Annotated in this window: 14 protein-coding genes; 7 read left to right on the forward strand and 7 right to left on the reverse strand. The window is 71.7% G+C overall.

Translation table 11 applies throughout. From position 1 onward, the window contains the following. Positions 1 to 43: 43 nt before the first annotated feature. Complete coding sequence (locus ACFW9D_RS17970; protein WP_188338853.1) at positions 44 to 1,450, reverse strand: APC family permease; 1,407 nt, start codon at positions 1,448 to 1,450, stop codon at positions 44 to 46. A gap of 498 nt (positions 1,451 to 1,948) precedes the next feature. Here ACFW9D_RS17970 and ACFW9D_RS17975 point away from each other — a divergent pair, with 498 nt between their 5' ends. Next, a complete protein-coding gene (locus tag ACFW9D_RS17975; RefSeq protein WP_188338852.1) occupies positions 1,949 to 2,803 on the forward strand; it encodes a hypothetical protein in 855 nt (284 codons plus the stop codon). Positions 2,804 to 2,831: 28 nt separating this feature from the next. On the opposite strand, the gene mmsA is transcribed toward ACFW9D_RS17975, so the two are convergent. Genes mmsA through iolC form a run of 4 tightly spaced genes read right to left on the reverse strand, consistent with a single transcriptional unit; the run spans position 2,832 to position 9,183 of the window. Then, positions 2,832 to 4,355: a CoA-acylating methylmalonate-semialdehyde dehydrogenase gene (gene mmsA / locus ACFW9D_RS17980; protein ID WP_188338851.1), complete on the reverse strand. Its 1,524-nt coding sequence runs from the start codon at positions 4,353 to 4,355 to the stop codon at positions 2,832 to 2,834. Between the two features lie 22 nt (positions 4,356 to 4,377). Then, positions 4,378 to 6,276 (reverse strand): 3D-(3,5/4)-trihydroxycyclohexane-1,2-dione acylhydrolase (decyclizing), encoded by a 1,899-nt coding sequence (iolD, locus tag ACFW9D_RS17985; RefSeq protein WP_384623035.1) that lies wholly within the window; start codon positions 6,274 to 6,276, stop codon positions 4,378 to 4,380. Next, a complete protein-coding gene (gene iolB, locus ACFW9D_RS17990; RefSeq protein ID WP_188338849.1) occupies positions 6,273 to 7,079 on the reverse strand; it encodes a 5-deoxy-glucuronate isomerase in 807 nt (268 codons plus the stop codon). Before iolB ends, iolD begins: the two co-directional genes overlap by 4 nt. Before the next feature lie 31 nt (positions 7,080 to 7,110). Further along, positions 7,111 to 9,183 carry a 5-dehydro-2-deoxygluconokinase gene (iolC, locus tag ACFW9D_RS17995; protein ID WP_384623037.1) on the reverse strand — a complete coding sequence of 691 codons (2,073 nt, stop codon included), beginning with the start codon at positions 9,181 to 9,183 and terminating at the stop codon, positions 7,111 to 7,113. Between the two features lie 140 nt (positions 9,184 to 9,323). Between iolC and ACFW9D_RS18000 the strand changes: the two genes are divergently transcribed. The 6 genes from ACFW9D_RS18000 (at position 9,324) to ACFW9D_RS18025 (ending at position 15,620) form a co-directional block, all read left to right on the forward strand. Beyond that, on the forward strand, positions 9,324 to 10,271 hold the full coding sequence (locus ACFW9D_RS18000) for a sugar phosphate isomerase/epimerase (RefSeq protein WP_188338848.1): 948 nt from the start codon (positions 9,324 to 9,326) through the stop codon (positions 10,269 to 10,271). Between the two features lie 12 nt (positions 10,272 to 10,283). Beyond that, the gene (locus ACFW9D_RS18005) at positions 10,284 to 11,267 is read left to right on the forward strand and encodes a helix-turn-helix domain-containing protein (protein ID WP_384623039.1); all 984 of its coding nucleotides are present in this window, start codon (positions 10,284 to 10,286) and stop codon (positions 11,265 to 11,267) included. A gap of 442 nt (positions 11,268 to 11,709) precedes the next feature. Continuing rightward, positions 11,710 to 11,910, forward strand: a complete 201-nt coding sequence (locus ACFW9D_RS18010) for an AlpA family transcriptional regulator (protein ID WP_188338846.1) — start codon at positions 11,710 to 11,712, stop codon at positions 11,908 to 11,910. Between the two features lie 91 nt (positions 11,911 to 12,001). Next, positions 12,002 to 12,946, forward strand: coding sequence for a PrsW family intramembrane metalloprotease (locus ACFW9D_RS18015; protein WP_384623041.1), 945 nt, complete (start codon positions 12,002 to 12,004; stop codon positions 12,944 to 12,946). A gap of 89 nt (positions 12,947 to 13,035) precedes the next feature. Next, on the forward strand, positions 13,036 to 13,341 hold the full coding sequence (locus ACFW9D_RS18020; RefSeq protein WP_188338844.1) for a heavy-metal-associated domain-containing protein: 306 nt from the start codon (positions 13,036 to 13,038) through the stop codon (positions 13,339 to 13,341). A gap of 62 nt (positions 13,342 to 13,403) precedes the next feature. Beyond that, complete coding sequence (locus ACFW9D_RS18025; protein ID WP_384623043.1) at positions 13,404 to 15,620, forward strand: heavy metal translocating P-type ATPase; 2,217 nt, start codon at positions 13,404 to 13,406, stop codon at positions 15,618 to 15,620. Between the two features lie 607 nt (positions 15,621 to 16,227). On the opposite strand, the gene ACFW9D_RS18030 is transcribed toward ACFW9D_RS18025, so the two are convergent. Both ACFW9D_RS18030 and ACFW9D_RS18035 read right to left on the reverse strand, forming a co-directional pair. Next, a complete protein-coding gene (locus tag ACFW9D_RS18030) occupies positions 16,228 to 17,517 on the reverse strand; it encodes a citrate synthase (protein WP_188338842.1) in 1,290 nt (429 codons plus the stop codon). Positions 17,518 to 17,714: 197 nt separating this feature from the next. Then, on the reverse strand, positions 17,715 to 19,973 hold the full coding sequence (locus ACFW9D_RS18035; protein WP_384623045.1) for an ATP-dependent RecD-like DNA helicase: 2,259 nt from the start codon (positions 19,971 to 19,973) through the stop codon (positions 17,715 to 17,717). Between the last annotated feature and the right edge of the window lie 55 nt (positions 19,974 to 20,028).

Genomic DNA, 20,028 nt, shown 5'->3' on the forward strand with positions numbered 1-20,028 from the left:
GCCCCGTACGAGACGGGGCCCGGCGCCGAAGCGGAGGTGGGGGTTACGCCTGGGCGTCCTCCGGGAGGGTCACCAGCCAGCGGGTCTCCTTGCGGGGGCGCAGGTAGACGGCCCAGTAGAGCGTGGCGACGGCGGTGATGCCGCCGGTCCACAGGAGGTAGGAGACCTCCTGCTGGCTGAGGATGTAGGCCATGACCGCGATCAGGACGGCGGGGACGGCGGGCCACAGCGGCATGCGCCAGGCCGACTGGTGGCGGTGGCTGCCGCGGCGGGACATCAGGGCGGCGACCGCGACGAGCAGGTACATGCCGGTCACGGAGACGCCGGTGACGCCGTAGAGGGTGTCGAGGTTGACGAAGCACAGGGCCGCGCCGGGGACGCCGACGACGAGGGTGGCGACCCAGGGGGAGCCGAAGCGGCCCAGCTTGGACAGGGCGCGGTTGACCGGCGAGGGCCAGGCCTTGTCGCGGGCGGAGGCGAACAGGACGCGGGAGTTCTGGATCACCATGACGATGCCCGCGTTGATGATGGCGAGGGCGACGCAGAGGGAGACGAAGGTGCCGACGGCCGAGTTCGACCAGGCCTCGACCATGCTGCTGATGTCGCCGGAGGTGAGCGCGGAGAGGTCCTTGGCGCCCATCGTGATCGCGATGACCGGGACGATGATGATGACCGTGGAGATGGCGAGGGTCGCGAGGACCGTGCGGGCCACGGACTTGCGGGGGTTCTCCAGCTCCTCGGAGAGGTAGACGGCGGTGGAGAAGCCCTGGGTGATGAAGAGGGCGATCGCGAGGCCGGAGACGACGAGCATCGCGGTGACGGTGTCGTGGTGACCGCCCTCGCCGGCGACCTGCATGGAGACGAGGGAGCCCGCGCCGCGCTCGGAGTGGGCGAAGCCGAGGACGGCGACGACCGCCGCGGCGATGACCTCCAGGACGAGGAAGACGCCGGTGATCCACGCGTTGGCGCGCAGGTCGAGCAGGCCCGCGAGGGTCGCGAGGAGCATGACGCCGGCGCCCGCGATCGACGGGTCCAGGTGGACGAGCGGGGCCAGGTAGTCGGCCGTGCCCATGGCGATCACGGGCGGCACGATCATCACGACCAGCAGGGACAGGACGAAGACCAGCCAGCCGGCGAGGCGCCCGGAGAGCGTGGAGACCATGGCGTACTCGCCGCCCGCGCTGGGGATCAGGGTGCCCAGCTCCGAGTAGCAGAACGCGACGCCGATACAGAGCAGCGAGCCGATGGCGATGGTGAGCGCGGTGGCCGTGCCGAGCGAGCCGAAGAGGTCGGGGACGACGACGAAGAGCGTGGAGGCGGGCGTCACGCACGAGAGCGTCAGCAAGGTGCCGCCGACGACGCCGATGGAACGCTTGAGCTTCTGGGGCGGTGCCGAGTTCGGCAGGGGCTCCACCGCGGGTGCGGCGGCAGGGCGAAGCGTGTCGGTCATGGAGGTTCCGATCGACTCGTGCGGCAGGTGGTTCGGCGGGGAGCGCTATCGCCTCCGAGGGCAGTGAGGTGCGCGGTGGTGCAGTGAAGAAAGGTTCGTGTCGCTCCCGGCGCGGTCATAGAACCTCGCCGATATCCGGAACGTCAACGGCCGTTTCCCTGCGGATTCCGCACTTCGCTCCAGGCCCGGCCGCCCTCGCTTCCTAAGGCTTTTGTAAAGTTCAGCGCCTTCTACGCAGCCCCGCCGAACTTCGACCTTGACTTCCAAGGCGTACCGCCGGGTACACCTACGTCGACCGGTTTGTCGCCTCCGTACGGGAACCGTTGCCCGGAGGCCGAAGTTCTTCGGAAAAAGTCCGGAGTCCGGACGTCTCGCGCTCCGCTACCACATCCCACCCCGTGCGGAAGCCCGGGAACCGGACCCGCCCCTTTTCGCATCTTCGTACGATGCACAGCTGACATACAGCGGACGCACACCTACAGGTGACAGGGGCGGGACATGAAGCACATACGGAGCGTGGCCTGGGCGGGGATCGCCGTCGCGGCGCTGGCCACGACCACGGCCTGCAGCGGCGAGACCGCGAAGAAGACGGCCGAGGCGGTCGGGAACGCCGACACCATCATGGCGGCGCTGTCCCGGGCCTCGGACCGTACGAAGGACCTCGGCTCGGCCGAGATCGAGTCCACGACGGACCTGGGCACGGGGGCGGGCCCGGTCTCGATGGACGGCACGTACTCCTGGGGCGACGGCGCCGCGTACGACGTCATGATGGACACGAAGGCCGCGCAGATGCAGTCGGTGCAGGACGACCCGACGCTGCGCGCCAAGATGGTCGACGGCGCCTACTTCTACAACGTGGACCCGCAGCCCAGCGGTCCCCTCGCGGGCAAGCACTGGATGCGCATCGACGTCTCCGCGGTGCTCGGCGAGTCCGGCGCCGCGGCGGCCGACAAGAACGCGGACCCGACGGCCGGACTGCGTTACATCGGCCTGTCGAAGAACGTGAAGGACCTCGGCGAGGAGACGATCCGCGGCAAGAAGGCCACGCACTACCGCGGCTCGATCACCCCGGAGAGCCTGAACCGGTCGGGCTCCGCGCTGTCCCAGACGGACAAGGACGGCCTCATGGGGTCCTTCACCGGGGACGTCGACAAGGTCACGTACGACATCTGGGTCGACGGTGACGATCTGCCGGTGCGGATGAATCAGTCCATGGGCCGGGTGAGCATCTCGATGGACTTCCTGAAGTTCGGCTCCACCAAGCCGGTCACCGCTCCGCCGGCCGCCGACACGGCGGACCTGACGGAGCAGGTGAAGCAGCAGGGCGCGGGCGGCACCGCCCCGCAGGGCTGAGCCGGCCGCGCCCGTGTCCTGACCCCGCTCAGTGGTTGCGCGGGAAGCCCAGGTCGACGCCCGCGGGGGCGTCGGCCGGGTCGGGCCAGCGGGTGGTGACGACCTTGCCGCGGGTGTAGAAGTGCGTGCCGTCGTTGCCGTAGATGTGGTGGTCGCCGAAGAGGCTGTCCTTCCAGCCGCCGAAGGAGTGGTAGCCGACGGGGACCGGGATCGGCACGTTGACGCCGACCATGCCGGCCTCGACCTCCAGCTGGAAGCGGCGGGCGGCGCCGCCGTCGCGGGTGAAGATCGCGGTGCCGTTGCCGAACGGCGAGGCGTTGATGAGCTCCAGGCCCTCCTCGTACGTGTCGACGCGCAGCACGCACAGGACGGGGCCGAAGATCTCGTCCTGGTAGGCCTTGGCGGAGGTCGGGACGCGGTCCAGGAGGGACAGGCCGATCCAGTGGCCGTTCTCGTGGCCCTCGACCGTGTAGCCCGTGCCGTCGAGGACGACCTCGCAGCCGTCGGCGGCGGCGCCCTCGACGTAGGAGGCGACCTTGTCGCGGTGGGCGGCCGTGATGAGCGGGCCCATCTCGGACGTCGGGTCGTTGCCCGGGCCGATCTTGATCTTCTCGGCGCGGTCCTTGATCTTCGCGACGAGCTCGTCGGCGACGGAGCCGACGGCCACGACGGCGGAGATCGCCATGCAGCGCTCGCCCGCCGAGCCGTACGCGGCGGAGACCGCGGCGTCGGCGGCGGCGTCCAGGTCGGCGTCGGGCAGCACCAGCATGTGGTTCTTGGCGCCGCCGAGGGCCTGCACGCGCTTGCCGTTGGCGGCGGCGGTGGTGTGGATGTAGCGGGCGATCGGGGTCGAGCCGACGAAGGAGACGGCGGCGACGTCCGGGTGCTCCAGGAGGCGGTCGACGGCGACCTTGTCACCGTGCAGGACGTTGAAGACACCGTCGGGCAGACCGGCCTCGGCCAGCAGCTCGGCGATCTTGAGGGAGGCCGACGGGTCCTTCTCGGACGGCTTGAGCACGAAGGTGTTGCCGCACGCGATGGCGATCGGGAACATCCACATCGGCACCATGGCCGGGAAGTTGAACGGCGTGATGCCGGCGACGACACCGAGCGGCTGGCGGATCGAGGCCACGTCGACGCGGGTCGCGACGGAGGTGGACAGCTCGCCCTTGAGCTGGACGCTGATCCCGCAGGCCAGGTCGACGATCTCCAGGCCGCGGGCGACCTCGCCGAGGGCGTCGGAGTGCACCTTGCCGTGCTCGGCGGTGATCAGCTCGGCGACCGCGTCACGGTTGGCGTCGAGCAGGGCGCGGAAGCGGAAGAGGATCTCGGTGCGCTTGGCGAGGGAGGACTGGCCCCACGTCGCGTACGCCTCCTTGGCGGCGGCGACGGCGGCGTCCACCTCCTCGACCGAGGCGAAGTCGACGCGGGTGGTGACGGCGCCGGTCGCGGGGTCGGTCACCGGGCCGTGGTTGCCCGACGTGCCCTCGACGGTCTTGCCGCCGATCCAGTGGTGGACCGACTTCGTCTCGGAGAGATTCGTGTCAGACATGCGGTGCAACTCCTGTTACGTCTCAGAGGTGGCGGCGTCGAGCGGTGACGTGCCGGTCGTACTCCTCGCGGGCTCTGACCGCCGACGGACGGTCGGCTGTCTCGGCCACGGGCACATCCCACCACGCCTGCGCCGGAGGCGGGCCCGACACTGTGTCTGGCGTTTCGGTCTCGACGTAGACACATGTGGGGCGCTCGGCGGCGCGGGCCGCGGCGAGCGCCTCGCGCAGGTCGCGGACGGTCTTGGCGCGGTGGACCTCCATGCCGAGGCTCGCCGCGTTGGCCGCGAGGTCGACGGGGAGCGGGGCGCCCGTGTAGGTGCCGACACGGTCCTTGTAGCGGTACGCGGTCGCGAAGCCCTCGGCGCCGACGGACGCGGAGAGCCCGCCGATCGACGCGTACCCGTGGTTCTGCAGGACGACGAGCTTGACCGGGATGTTCTCCTGCACGGCCGTGACGATCTCGGTCGGCATCATCAGGTACGTGCCGTCGCCGACCAGCGCCCACACGGGCCGGCCGGGCGCGGCGAGGGCTACGCCGAGCGAGGCCGGGATCTCGTAGCCCATGCAGGAGTAGCCGTACTCGACGTGGTACTGGTCGCGGGACCGGGTCCGCCACAGTTTGTGCAGGTCGCCGGGGAGCGAACCCGCCGCGTTGATCAGGATGTCCTCGCCGGTCACCAGCGCGTCGAGGGCGCCGAGCACCTGGGCCTGGGTCGGGCGCGCCAGATCGTCCTCGGCGGCGAAACAGGCGTCGACGCGGCGCTCCCAGCGCTCCTTGCCGTCGCGGTACGCCGTGACGTACCCGGCGTCGGCACGCACCCCGCGCACCGCCTCGCGCAGCGCGGTCAGGCCCGCGCGGGCGTCGGCGACGAGCGGCAGCGCGGCCTGCTTGTGCGCGTCGAACGCCGCGATGTTCAGGTTCAGGAAGCGAACGTCCGGCGCGGCGAAGAGGGTGCCGGAGGCGGTGGTGAAGTCGGTGTAGCGGGTGCCGACGCCGATGACGAGGTCGGCCTCGCGCGCCAGCCCGTTCGCCGGCGCGGTGCCGGTGTGGCCGATCCCGCCGACGTCGGCCGGGTGGTCGTACGGCAGGGCGCCCTTGCCGGCCTGCGTCGACGCGACGGGGACACCGGTGGCCTCGGCGAACTCCCGCAGCGCGTCCTCGGCGGCGCTGTGCCGCACGCCGCCGCCCGCGATCAGCAGCGGGCGCCGCGCCTGGCGCAACGCCTGTGCGGCCGCCGCGAGTTCGGCCTCGTCCGGGCGGGGCCTGCGCACGGTCCACACCCGCTCGGCGAAGAACTCCTCCGGCCAGTCGTACGCCTCCGCCTGCACGTCCTGCGGCAGTGCCAGGGTCACCGCGCCCGTGTCGACGGGGTCGGTGAGCACCCGCATCGCCTCCAGGGCGGCGGGGATCAGCTGCTCGGGCCGGACGATCCGGTCGAAGTACCGGGACACGGGCCGCAGGCAGTCGTTGACCGACACGTCTCCCGCGTACGGGACCTGGAGCTGCTGGAGCACGGGGTCGGCGGGCCGGGCCGCGAACACGTCGCCGGGGAGCAGCAGGACGGGCAGGTGGTTGATGGTGGCGAGGGCGGCGCCGGTGACGAGGTTGGTGGCGCCGGGGCCGATCGACGTGGTGACGGCGTGCGTGGCGAGCCGGCCGCTCTGGCGCGCGAAGCCGACGGCCGCGTGCACCATCGCCTGCTCGTTGCGCCCCTGGTGGAAGGGCATGGCGTCGGCGTACTGCACGAGCGCCTGGCCGAGCCCCGCCACGTTCCCGTGGCCGAAGATGCCCCAGGTCGCGGGGATCAGCCGCCGGCGGACGCCGTCGCGCTCGGTGTGCTGGCGGGCGAGGAAGCGCACCAGGGCCTGCGCCGTGGTGAGCCGCGTCGTCCCAGACCCCGTCCTCGCCGTCCCCGTCATCGGTATCCCTCCGTCGCGTGGTCCGGGTGGAAGCGGATCCGCCACTCCCGCTCCGGGCCCGGTCCCGCCATCACGTTGAGGTAGTACATGGCGTGCCCCGGCTGGGCGATCGACGGCCCGTGCCAGCCGTCGGGCACCAGGACGGCGTCGCCGCTGCGCACCTCGGCGAGCAGCTCGGTGCCGCCGGGCCGCGAGGGCGACACCCGCTGGTACCCGTAGCCGCCGTCGCCCTCGATCTCGAAGTAGTAGATCTCCTCCAGCTCGGTCTCGACGCCGGGCCGGTGCTCGTCGTGCTTGTGCGGCGGGTACGAGGACCAGTGCCCGCCCGGGGTGATCACCTCGACGGCGATGAGCTGGTCGCAGTCGAAGGTGTCGGCCGCCGCGAAGTTCCGCACCTGACGGGCCGTCGTGCCGCTGCCGCGGGCCTCGACGGGGACCTCCGGCGCGGGACCGTGACGGACGGGGAGTCGTCGCCCGCATTTCGCTCCTGCCAGGGCGAACCGGCCTCCCGCGCCGGAGGAGAGCTCCGCGCGGGTCTCGCGCGGAAGGTACGCGAAGTCGCTCGCGCCGCTGAACACGCTGTCCCTGCCCAGCAGTTCGATGATCCGCCCTGTCACCTCGACGGAGCAACCACCGGACAGCGGCAGAACGATCCATTCACTCGCGCCGGTGTCGAACACGTGCCGCTGCCCGGGTCCCAGTTCGAGCACCTTGAGCGCGGCGCGGGACCAGCCCGCCTGGTCGGGGTCGACGACGAGCGCGTACGTCCCGTCGCCCGCGCTGCCGCTGGGAAGGTAGGTCATACCCCCACTCTCCTCTTCCTCTCCCCCGCCGCTACAGCAGCCCGACGGCCGTGTCGACGGCCTGCTCGACATCGCCGTCCGCGGGGTAAAGCAGCGAGCGGCCGACCACCAGGCCCTGCACGGTGGGCAGTCGGAGCGCGGCCCGCCACTTCTCGAACGCGGCGTCCTGGTCGCCGTCCTTGATGTCGCCGCCGAGCAGGACTGCGGGCAGCGAGGAGGCCTCCATGACGCGGGCCATGTCGTCCGGGTCGTCGGTGACGGGCAGCTTCAGCCACGTGTACGCGGAGGTGCCGCCCAGCCCGGAGGCGACGGCGACGGACCGGATGACGGCGTCGGCGCTCAGGTCCGCGCGGGGCAGCCTCGATCCGGGATCGCGCCGCACCACGAACGGCTCGACGAACACCGGCAGTCGCAGCGCGGCCATCTCGTCCACGGCCCGCGCCGCCGCCTCCAGTGTGCGTACGGAACCCGAGCCCGGGTCGTCGTAGTCGATCCGCAGCAGCAGCTTCCCGGCGTCGAAGCGCAGCCGGGCCAGGTCCTGCGGCCGGTGCCCGGTGAACCGGTCGTCGAGCTCGAACGAGGCCCCGGCGAGCCCGCCCCGGTTCAGCGAACCGATGACGACCTTGCCCTCCAGCGCCCCGAGCAGCAGCAGGTCGTCGAGCACGTCGGCCGAGGCCAGCACCCCGCCGACGCCGGGCCGGCTCAACGCCCGGCACAGCCGCTCCAGCAACTCGCCCCGGTCGGCCATCGCCATCGCGTGCTCTCCGACGCCGAGAGCGCCCCGGGCCGGGTGGTCGGCGGCCACGACCATCAACCGCCCGGCCTCCCCCAACAGCCCGTCGGCCCGCCCGCGCCGCGCAGCGGCCCGCCCCACCGACTCCGGCTCCCGAGCCCGCACCCGAGCCAACTCAGCCAGCACCCCCTCCCCGCCCCGGGCCACACGGCGAGCGCCTTCAGGGCCGCGGGGATCTGCGCCCTGAGGCGCACGCAGTGCGCCTTCAGGGGCCCGAGAAACTGCGCCCTGGGGCGCACGAAGTGCGTCTTCAGGGGCGCGGGGAACTGCGCGACCAGCCCCAACGCCGCCGCACTCGCGCAACACCCCCGAACCCCCCACCCCAATAGGCGCCCCATCCGCACCCCCAACCCGCCCCGCCGCAAGAACCCGCTCAACCTCCGGAGGAAACGGCATCGCGGACGAACACTCGAGCCGCCCCGCGACAATCGCCCCCGCCGCATTCGCGAACTCCACGGCCTCCCGCACCCCCCACTCCCCGAGCAACCCGTGGCACAGGCCGCCACCGAACGCGTCACCCGCCCCCAACCCGTTCACCACATCCACCGGCAACGGCGGCACCACCACGCACTCCCCGTCCGCGGACAGGGCCAGCACACCCCCGGGACCCTGCTTCACGACGGCGAGCCGGACCCCGTACACCGAGACCAACTCCCGGGCGGCGTCCAATGGTTCCCGCACACCCGTGGCGACTTCGACCTCGTCCAGATTCCCGACCGCAACGGTCGCGTACCGCAGCGCCTCCCGGTAGAACGGCCGCGCCTCCTCGGCTCCGCCGTCCCAGAACATCGGCCGCCAGTCCAGGTCGAAGACGGTCGGTCCCTCGGAGCCGGCCCGCGCCTCGAGCGCGGCGAGCGTCGCGCCGCGGCTCGGCTCCGCGCTCAGTCCCGTCCCGGTCATCCAGAAGATCCGCGCGTCCGTGATCGCGCCGAGGTCCAGCTCGTCCGCCGTGATCTCCAGGTCGGGCGCCTTGGGCCTGCGGTAGAAGTACAGCGGGAAGTCGTCGGGCGGGAAGATCTCGCAGAAGGTGACGGGCGTCGGCGGTCCGTCCACGGCGCCCGCCCACCGCGCGTCGACCCCGAACTCCTCCAACTGCCCCCGCAGCCAGTCGCCGAACGGATCCCGTCCCGTGCGGGTGATCGTCGCGACGCGCCGCCCCAGCCGCGCCGCCGCGACCGCGACATTGGACGAGGACCCGCCGAGGAACTTCCCGAACGAGGTCACGTCGGCGAGTCCGACCCCCGTCTGCAGGGGATACAGATCGACCCCGATGCGCCCCATCGTGATCAGGTCGAACTCGCTGCGGGCCATGCGGGAAGTCCCTCCGACGCCTTCGTCCTGCGCTCACATCTAGTCCCGCCCCGCCCCTCTGTCAACATTTTGTCCTGACATTCGGACGAGATCCGCGCCCCGCCTTGACACCCCTCTCGGGGCACGCCAAGGCTGATCCCATGACGACGCCGGCACCCCGACCGTCCAGCCCGTCCCGACCCGCCGCCCCCTCCGGCCCCTCACGCATCCGCGTGGGCTCGGCCCCCGACTCCTGGGGCGTCTGGTTCCCCGACGACCCCCGGCAGACCCCCTGGCGGCGCTTCCTCGACGAGGTCGCCGAGGCCGGTTACACATGGATCGAGCTGGGCCCGTACGGGTATCTGCCGACGGATCCGCGGGTGCTGGCCGAGGAGACCGGGCGGCGCGGGCTGCGGGTGTCGGCCGGGACCGTCTTCACCGGGCTGCACCACGGCCCCGCCGTGTGGGACCGCACCTGGGAGCACGTCGCGTCCGTCGCCGCGCTGGCCCGGGACACCGGCGCGCGTCACCTCGTCGTCATCCCCTCCTTCTGGCGGGACGACAAGACGGGCGAGGTCCTGGAGGACGCGACGCTGACCGCCGAGCAGTGGGGACACCTCGCCGCGCAGACGGAGCGGCTGGCCCGCGAGGTCCGCGACCGGTTCGGGCTGCGGATCGTCGTCCACCCGCACGCGGACACCCACATCGACACGGAGGAGAACGTCACCCGCTTCCTCGACGCGACCGACCCCGGTCTCGTGTCGCTGTGTCTGGACACGGGGCACTACGCGTACTGCGGCGGCGACAGCGTCGAGCTCATCAAGACGTACGGGGAGCGCATCGGGTACCTGCACCTCAAGCAGGTCGACCCGGAGGTGCTCGCCGCGGTGCGGGCGCAGGGGACGCCGTTCGGTCCCGCCGTCGCGCGGGGCGTGATGTGCGAACCCCCGCGCGGGGTGCCGGAGTTGGCCCCGGTGCTCGCGGCCGCCGAGGCGCTCGACGTGGACCTCTTCGCGATCGTCGAGCAGGACATGTACCCGTGCGACCCGGAGCGACCGCTTCCGATCGCACGCCGTACGCGGGGCTATCTCCGGTCGTGCGGCGTGTAGCACTATCGGCGCATGAGACGGTCGAGCGTGCCGCGCCAGACGAGTCAGCCGCGCCGGGCGGGACGCCCCGCCCGCTCCCCCGACGGGGCCTGGGAGACGGCCTCCGCGCTGCCCCACCCGCGGCTGCGCCCGGGGGTCATCGGCTACCGCGGGTTCCGGCTGGCCTTCCCGGGGCCGCGGGCCCGCCTGGAGGCGCCGATCGGCGCGGTGACGCTGATGATCGGCTTCGAGGGCGCGGTGCGGATCACGGAGGCGGGCGGCGGCTGGGTGGACGTGGGCGCGACGGGCGGCGGCACCGTCGCGCCGCCGGCGCGGGCGCGCACCGTGGAGCTGCGGTCGGTGCTCTCGGGCCTGACCACGATGCCGGTGCTCGGCGAGCACGACGGGCGGCTCGCCGGGGTGGAGGTGCTGCTCACTCCGTGGGCGGCGTTCCGGATGCTCGACCTGCCGCTGCGTGAGCTGGCCGGGCGCCCGCTGGATCCGGACACATTGGGAGCGCTCCCTTCCGCTGCCGTGGCCCGGCTCGCCGACGGACTGGCCGGTGCTCCCGGCTGGCCGGCCCGGTTCCGGCTGCTCGACGCGACGCTGGGGCGGTGGCTGGAATCCGGTCCGCGCTGCGCGGACGGTACGGTCCGCGCCTGGCACGCGCTGTGCCACAGCGGCGGGGCTGTGCCGGTGACCGAACTCGCGGAGGAGGCCGGGTGGGGTGTGCGGCAGCTGGAGAACCGGTTCCGTGAGCAGATCGGGCTCAGCCCGAAGGCGGCCGCGCGGGTGCTGCGGTTGCAGCGGGCTCGGCGGCTGCTGTGCACGGGGAGCAGTCAGGCCGAGACCGCCTCGGTCTGCGGCTTCTACGACCAGGCGCATCTGAGCGGGGAGTTCAAGGCGATGACGGGGTGTACGCCGCGGGAGTTCGTGCGGGCCCACGGGAGGCCTCCGGCGGTTGATCGGTTGACGGGCGAAGCCACGAGCCTCCTACTGAGGCCGGGCCTGCCGTAGGGGGCCCGCACCCTTCATCGCCGCCGCGCGCATCCTTGGCCGGCCGGTGCGAACGCCCGCGCCGTAGGCATGCGCGTTCGCCTCGCGCCTGCGTCCCGGTGGGGCTTCTCGCGCCCCGCGGCGAAGCCGCTGATGGATGCGGCCCCGCGCCCCTGAGAGCGCACTCCGTGCGCCTTCAGGGGCGCCCGACCAAGTGCGGGCCGATACAGGCTCATGCCCCCTGGGCGCAGTGGTTCATGCGTGCGCGGTGCGTCCTCTTTGCATCATTCGCGTCACAAAAGCACCCTTCGTGTCACGCATGTCAGCCCTACGCGGGTTCTGCGTCACAGGCGTCACACAGGCCCTCCCTTCCTCACGGGCCCCCTCGTTCTCCGGGGACAGGGTGGGTGATCGTCGGCGGACACCCCCGCGCCGCCGCGTCGCCCGTCAGGGAGGAGCCACCATGACCGACCACCGGCTCTGGTCGTACAAGGACATCGCCGCGCACATCCGGGTGCAGCCCGACACCGTCCGCTCGTACCGCAAACACGGGCTGCTGCCGCCGCCCGACCACGTCGAGGGCGGCAAGCCCTACTGGTACGCCGACACCGTGCGGGCCTGGGTGGCCTCCCGTCCGAGGAACCGGGGCCGGTCCCTGGACTGAACCCCGCTGCGCCGGGCCGCCGTTCTGCGGCCCGGCGGACCCCTGCATAGGATTCGGGCAAATCACCCCATCCGGTGCGAGGGAGCCCGCCGTGACTCACCCCCAGCCCCCGGGATCCCCCCAGGCCCGCATCCCGCGGCAGCCGCCCCCGCCGGGCCCCCAGGTCAGGGCCGGCCTGTGGAAGCGCTGCCTGTGGGGCGGCCTGACGCTGTGGGTGCTGACCGCGCTGGTCACGTACGCCACCAAGAACACGACGCTGCTCCCCACCCTCATCCTGCTCGGCAGCTTCCTCGTCCCGGCGGTCTTCGTGCTGTGGGCGTACGAGCGGCACGGCCGCGATCTGGGCGTGCACCTGATCCTGGGCTGCTTCCTGGTGGGCGGCGTGCTCGGCGTCCTGGGCGCGTCGGTCATGGAGTACTACCTGCTGCACCCCTCCCTCTGGATCTTCGTGGGCGTCGGCCTGATCGAGGAGGCGGTCAAGCTCCTCGCCCTCATGTACGTGCTGCGCCGGTACCCGCACATCCGCGGACTGCGCGCGGGTCTCGTGCTGGGCGCGACGGTCGGCTTCGGCTTCGCGGCGTTCGAGAGCGCGGGGTACGCGTTCAACGCGGCGGTCACCATGAAGGGCATCGACCTGCGCTCCCTGCTGGAGACGGAGGTGCTGCGCGGACTGCTCGCTCCGTTCGGGCACGGCCTGTGGACGGCGATCGCCGGGGCCGCGCTGGTCGCGTTCCGTCGCCCGAACGGCCGCTACCGTTTCGCCGCGCCCGTCGTCACGACGTACCTCGGCGTCTCCCTGCTGCACGCGCTGTGGGACTCGATGCACGGGATCGCCCTCTGGCTCGTCGCCCGCATCACGGGCGCCGGCCTGGACCCCGCGCTGTTCGCCCAGGGCTACATGCCCGATCCCACCGCCACGCAGGAGCATCTGTTCACGTTGTTCTCGGTCGGAGGCCTGGCCGCGGTCTCGCTCTTCGGCATCGGCTGGGCGCGTTCACTCGCGCGTCGCGACCCCTCTTGGAAAAATACCCCCTAGGGGTATACAGTCGGGGACGTCAGGAGGCGCCGGGGACATCCCGGCCCCCTTCCGACGCACACCCATCGAGGCATTCCGAGGAGAACGACATGAGCGCCCAGACCGAGCTCCCCCAGATCGGCTCCGAGACGTCCGGTTCCTGCTGCGGCGGCTCCTGCCACACGGACGCCGCGGCCCCGGCCGCCGAGGGCGCCGTCACCACCGTCTACCAGGTCAAGGGCATGACCTGTGGCCACTGCGAGGGTGCGGTCTCCAGCGAGATCTCCGAGATCGCCGGCGTCGCCTCCGTCACCGCGGTCGCCTCCACCGGCCAGGTCACCGTGGTCTCCGCCGCCCCGCTCGACGAGGAGGCCGTCCGCGCCGCCGTCGACGAGGCGGGCTACGAGCTGGTCTGACCGCTCACCACTTCGGGGGCCGGGGACATCCCCGGCCCCCGCGCCGTACGCTCGACAGCACCATGACGGACGTACCACCTCTCGACGCACCGCCGCCGCTGACCGAGATCGGCCTCTCCATCGGCGGCATGACCTGCGCGTCCTGCTCCTCGCGCATCGAGCGCAAGCTCAACCGCATCGAGGGCGTCACCGCGACGGTCAACCTCGCGACCGAACGGGCGAGGATCTCCTACGCCCCCGAGGTCACCCCCGACCTGCTGATCACCACGATCACCGGACTGGGGTACACGGCGACCCCGGACGAGACCGCCGCCGAGAGCGCGGCGGACGACTCCGGGGCCCAGCGGCCCGAGGCGAGCGGCTCCCGTGACGCCGCTCTGCGACGGCGCCTGGTCACGGCCGCCGTCCTGACCGTCCCGGTGATCGCGCTCTCCATGATCCCGGCCCTCCGGTTCCCCGGCTGGGACTGGCTCGCCCTGGCCCTCGCGACCCCCGTGGTGCTGGGCTGCGGCGCCGGCTTCTACCGGGCCGCCTGGACGAACGCCCGCCACGGCGCGGCCACGATGGACACCCTGGTCTCCCTCGGCACCCTCGCCGCGTACGGCTGGTCCCTGTGGGCGCTGGTCTCCGGCACCTCCCACACGTACCTGGAAGTCGCCGCGGGCGTCGTCACGTTCATCCTGCTCGGCCGGTACCTGGAGTCCCGCGCCAAGCGGAGCGCGGGCGCCGCCCTGCGCAGCCTGCTCGAACTCGGCGCGAAGGACGTCGCCGTGCTCGCCCCGGACGGCACCGAGACCCGGATCCCCGCGGACCGGCTGCGCCCCGGCGACCGGTTCGTCGTACGGCCCGGCGAGAAGATCGCGACGGACGGCACGGTCGTCGACGGTCACTCGGCCGTCGACGCCTCCCTGCTCACGGGCGAGTCCGTGCCGGTCGACGTGGGCGTCGGCGACGCCGTGACCGGCGCGACCGTCAACGCGGGCGGCCGCCTCGTCGTCGAGGCCACCCGGGTCGGCGCCGACACCCAGCTGGCCCGCATGGCGAAGCTCGTCGAGGACGCGCAGACCGGCAAGGCGAAGGTGCAGCGGCTCGCGGACCGGATCTCGGCGGTGTTCGTCCCCGCCGTGCTGGTCATCGCGCTCGGCACCCTCCTCGTCCGGCTCCTCGTGACGGACGACGTCACCGGCGCGTTCACCGCGGCCGTCGCCGTCCTGATCATCGCCTGCCCCTGCGCGCTCGGCCTGGCCACGCCGACCGCGCTGATGGTCGGCACGGGACGCGGCGCCCAGCTCGGCATCCTGATCAAGGGCCCGGAGGCGCTGGAGTCGACGCGCGCCGTCGACACGGTCGTCCTGGACAAGACCGGAACGGTCACCACCGGCCGGATGACGCTCGACGCCGTGCACACCGCCGAGGGCGTCGGCGAGAAGGAACTGCTGCGGCTCGCGGGGGCCGTGGAGCACGCCTCCGAGCATCCCGTGGGGCGCGCGGTCGCCGCCGGGGCCGCCGACCGCGCGGGCGAACTGCCGCCGGTCACGGGCTTCGCGAACGTGCCGGGGCTCGGCGTGCGCGGCACCGTCGAGGGGCACGCGGTGCTCGTCGGCCGTGAGGGGCTGCTCGCCGACGCCGGGATCGCGGTGCCGGCCGCGCTCACCGAGGCACTGGGTGCCGCGCGGGCGACGGGTGGCACGGCGGTCCTCGTCGCCTGGGACGGGGCGGCCCGCGGCGTGCTGGCCGTCACCGACGCGGTCAAGGACACCAGCGCGGAGGCCGTCGAGCGGCTGCGGGCGCTCGGGCTGACCCCGGTGCTGCTGACCGGGGACGGCCGGGCCGCCGCCGAGTCCGTGGCCTGCGCCGTGGGCATCGCGCCGCAGGACGTGATCGCGGAGGTGCTGCCGCAGGACAAGGTCGCGGTGATCGAGCGGCTGCGGGCCGAGGGCCGTACGGTCGCGATGGTCGGCGACGGGGTCAACGACGCGGCGGCGCTGGCCACGGCGGATCTGGGGCTCGCGATGGGCACCGGGACGGACGCGGCGATCGAGGCCGGAGATCTGACGCTGGTGCGCGGCGACCTGCGGGTCGCGGCCGACGCCATCCGGCTCTCCCGGCGCACCCTCGCCACGATCAAGGGCAATCTGTGCTGGGCCTTCGGCTACAACGTGGCCGCGCTGCCGCTGGCCGCCGCGGGGCTGCTCGACCCGATGATCGCGGGGGCGGCCATGGCCTGCTCCTCGGTTTTCGTGGTCACCAACAGTCTGCGGCTGCGCCGGTTCGGCTGACCGGGGACCGATCCGTCAGTTCTGTCCCACACAGTCTGGACCTGCACACAATCCACACGGCACAATTGCAGCACCCTCACACTGGGGCTCGGGTTCGCAAATCGGGTCCCTTGTGAACGCACGGGACAAATGCAAGAGACGTAGATCACATCGATCCCAACGTAACCCTTTGCAGGTCTCGTGAGTCTAAGGAGGCGATGCAGAAACGTCTTGGGGGGCGTTTCCGTATCGAGCGGGTTTGTCTTGGGGGACGAACCCGACTGCGTTGGCCGGGGCACGCGCACCGGGGAGCTTGAGCGGCCCACCCGTGCGTGCGTGTTCCCGGCAGCCGACGCGGACACCTGGACGCCCGGCCGGATCCCGTGGGGGGAATCCGCACCGGGACATGGAAAGCGCCCCGACTGCCGGCCCGTGGGGGGACCGACAGCGGGGCGCTTTCTGCTGCCCGCCTCACCGGAGACCGGTGCGAGAGCGCCCTGCAAGGGGCGCGGGGCCGTTCCGATCGGCGACTCCGTCGCGGGGTGCGACCGGCCGCGACGAACGGAACGCCGAAGGCCGGCCGCCACGCCCTACGGCGAGACGAACCGGCCTCTGGAAGCGGAGCGACTCAGCGCTCTTCGACGGGGATGAAGTCCCGCTCGACCACGCCGGTGTAGATCTGGCGCGGACGGCCGATGCGCGAACCCGGCTCCTTGATCATCTCGTGCCACTGGGCGATCCAGCCCGGCAGCCGGCCGAGGGCGAACAGGACCGTGAACATCTCGGTCGGGAAGCCCATGGCCCGGTAGATCAGACCCGTGTAGAAGTCCACGTTCGGGTAGAGGTTGCGCGAGACGAAGTAGTCGTCGGAGAGCGCGTGCTCCTCCAGCTTGAGCGCGATGTCGAGCAGCTCGTCGGACTTGCCGAGCGCGGACAGCACGTCGTGGGCCGCGGCCTTGATGATCTTGGCGCGCGGGTCGAAGGACTTGTACACCCGGTGGCCGAAGCCCATCAGGCGGACGCCCTCTTCCTTGTTCTTCACCTTGCGGATGAAGGAGTCGACGTCGCCGCCGTTGGCCTGGATGCCCTCGAGCATCTCCAGGACCGACTGGTTGGCGCCACCGTGCAGCGGACCCCACAGGGCGGAGATGCCCGCGGAGATCGACGCGAACATGTTGGCCTGCGACGAGCCGACCAGACGCACGGTGGACGTCGAGCAGTTCTGCTCGTGGTCCGCGTGCAGGATCAGCAGCTTGTCCAGCGCCGAGACGACGACCGGGTCGAGGTCGTACTCCTGCGCGGGCACGGAGAACGTCATGCGCAGGAAGTTCTCGACGTAGCCCAGGTCGTTGCGCGGGTAGACGAACGGGTGACCGACGGACTTCTTGTACGCGTAGGCCGCGATCGTCGGAAGCTTGGCGAGCAGGCGGACCGTCGAGAGGTGGCGCTGCTTCTCGTCGAAGGGGTTGTGGCTGTCCTGGTAGAACGTGGACAGCGCGGACACCACGGACGACAGCATGGCCATCGGGTGGGCGTCGCGCGGGAAGCCCTTGTAGAAGTTCTTGACGTCCTCGTGCAGCAGGGTGTGCTGCGTGATCTCGCTCTTGAAGGTCGCGAGCTCGTCGACGGTCGGAAGCTCGCCGTTGATCAGCAGGTACGCCACCTCGAGGAAGGTGGAACGCTCGGCCAGCTGCTCGATCGGGTAGCCGCGGTAGCGCAGGATGCCCTGCTCGCCGTCCAGGTAGGTGATCGCGGATTTATAGGCGGCCGTGTTGCCGTATCCGCTGTCGAGGGTCACCAGTCCTGTCTGGGCCCGGAGCTTCCCGATGTCGAAGCCCTTGTCGCCGACGGTGCTGTCGATCACCGGGTAGGTGTACTCGCCATCGCCGTACCGCAGTACTACAGAGTTGTCGCTCACGTCATCCCTCACCGACGTAGTGCCTCTTCTTCGAGGTGCCCTGACTGCCTCTACCATCCCCCACTTGGCCCACCAGAGTGCACTCGGGGTCGACCATTGGGCCTAATGGCGGCACTGGGTGCCACCAACCTTCTCATCCTGCCCCCTTCGCCCTGGTTCCGGAAGGGGGCTGTGACCTTCCCGACGAATTTGATCGATCAAACTCTTTGAAGGTTCCCGCCGGAGAGCCGGAAATCGAGCGCCGTGTACCGCTTTCCGGCAGAAACCGTACGTACCGCCTGCCCGAGGGCCTTGCGTGAGCCGACGAGCACGACCAGTCTCTTCGCGCGGGTCACCGCTGTGTAGAGAAGATTCCTCTGGAGCATCATCCATGCCCCGGTCGTGACCGGAATCACCACACACGGATACTCACTTCCCTGCGAACGGTGGATCGTCACGGCGTAGGCGTGCGCGAGTTCGTCGAGTTCGTCGAAGTCGTAGGGGACCTCCTCGTCCTCGTCGGTCAGGACGGTGAGGCGCTGCTCGTCCGCGTCGAGCGAGGTGACGACGCCGACCGTGCCGTTGAACACGCCGTTCGCCCCCTTTTCATAGTTGTTCCTGATCTGGGTGACCTTGTCGCCCACGCGGAAGACGCGGCCGCCGAAGCGCTTCTCGGGGAGCTCGGGGCGGCCCGGGGTGATCGCCTGCTGGAGCAGTCCGTTCAGCGTGCCCGCGCCGGCCGGGCCCCGGTGCATCGGCGCGAGGACCTGCACGTCGCGGCGCGGGTCGAGGCCGAACTTGGCGGGGATGCGCCGCGCGGCCACGTCCACGGTGAGCCGGCCCGCCTCCTCGGTGTCCTCCTCGACGAAGAGGAAGAAGTCCTTCAGGCCCTGGGTGAGCGGGGGCGTGCCCGCGTTGATCCGGTGGGCGTTCATGACCACGCCGGATTCCTGCGCCTGGCGGAACACCTGCGTCAGCCGGACGGCGGGCACCGGGCCGCCCTCGGCGAGCAGATCGCGCAGCACCTCGCCCGCGCCGACGCTCGGCAGCTGGTCCACGTCCCCCACGAACAGCAGATGGGCGCCGGGCGGGACGGCCTTCACCAGCTTGTTCGCCAGCAGCAGGTCGAGCATGGAGGCCTCGTCGACGACGACCAGGTCCGCGTCGAGCGGCCGGTCCTTGTCGTACGCGGCGTCGCCGCCGGGCTTCAGCTCCAGGAGCCGGTGGACGGTCGAGGCCTCGGCGCCGGTCAGCTCGGCGAGGCGCTTCGCGGCGCGTCCGGTCGGGGCGGCGAGCAGCACCTTGGCCTTCTTGGCGCGGGCCAGCTCCACCACGGACCGTACGGTGAACGACTTGCCGCAGCCGGGGCCGCCGGTCAGCACGGCGACCTTCTGGGTCAGGGCGAGCCGCACCGCCTCCTCCTGCTCGGGCGCGAGCGTGGCCCCGGTCCGCTGCGCGAGCCAGGCCAGCGCCTTGTCCCAGACCACGTCCCGGAACGCGGGCATCCGGTCCTCGCCGGTCCGCAGCAGGCGCTGGACCTGGGCGGACAGCGACAGCTCGGCGCGGTGGAACGGGACGAGGTAGACGGCCGTGACCGGCTGCCCGTCCTCCCCCGGCACCCGCTCCCGGACGACACCGGGCTCCTCTCCGCTCTCCTCGTCGGGCTCGGCGAGCGCGGCGAGGCACTCGATGACGAGGCCGGTGTCGACCTGGAGCAGCTTCACCGCGTCGGTGATCAGCCGCTCCTCGGGCAGGAAGCAGTGCCCCTGGTCCGTGGACTGCGACAGCGCGTACTGGAGTCCCGCCTTGACGCGCTCCGGGCTGTCGTGCGGGATGCCGACGGCCTGGGCGATGCGGTCGGCGGTGAGGAAGCCGATGCCCCAGACGTCTGAGGCGAGCCGGTACGGCTGGTTCTTCACGACGCCGATCGAGGCGTCGCCGTACTTCTTGTAGATCCGCACGGCGATCGACGTGGAGACCTCGACCGACTGGAGGAAGACCATCACTTCCTTGATGGCCTTCTGCTCCTCCCAGGCGTCGGCGATCTTCTTGGTGCGCTTGGGACCGAGGCCCGGCACCTCGATCAGCCGCTTGGGGTCCTGCTCGATGATGTCGAGGGTGTCGAGACCGAAGTGCTGGGTGATCCGGTCAGCGAAGACCGGACCGATGCCCTTGACCAGGCCCGAGCCCAGGTAGCGGCGGATGCCCTGGATGGTGGCGGGCAGGATCGTCGTGTAGTTCTCCACATGGAACTGCTTGCCGTACTGGGGGTGCGAGCCCCAGCGGCCCTCCATCCGCAGCGACTCCCCGGCCTGCGCGCCGAGCAGCGCGCCGACGACGGTCAGCAGATCGCCGCCGCCCCGGCCGGTGTCCACGCGCGCGACGGTGTACCCGGTCTCCTCGCTGGCGAAGGTGATCCGCTCCAGGACACCTTCCAGGACCGCCATGGGGTGTGCCACCGACGCTTGGTTGGACATGCGTCGACCGTAGCGGGCGGCTGTGACAGCGCGGGACGGGACCGGTGAACACACC

Source organism: Streptomyces sp. NPDC059524, from assembly GCF_042749255.1.
GTDB classification, from domain to species: Bacteria; Actinomycetota; Actinomycetes; order Streptomycetales; family Streptomycetaceae; genus Streptomyces; species Streptomyces xanthii.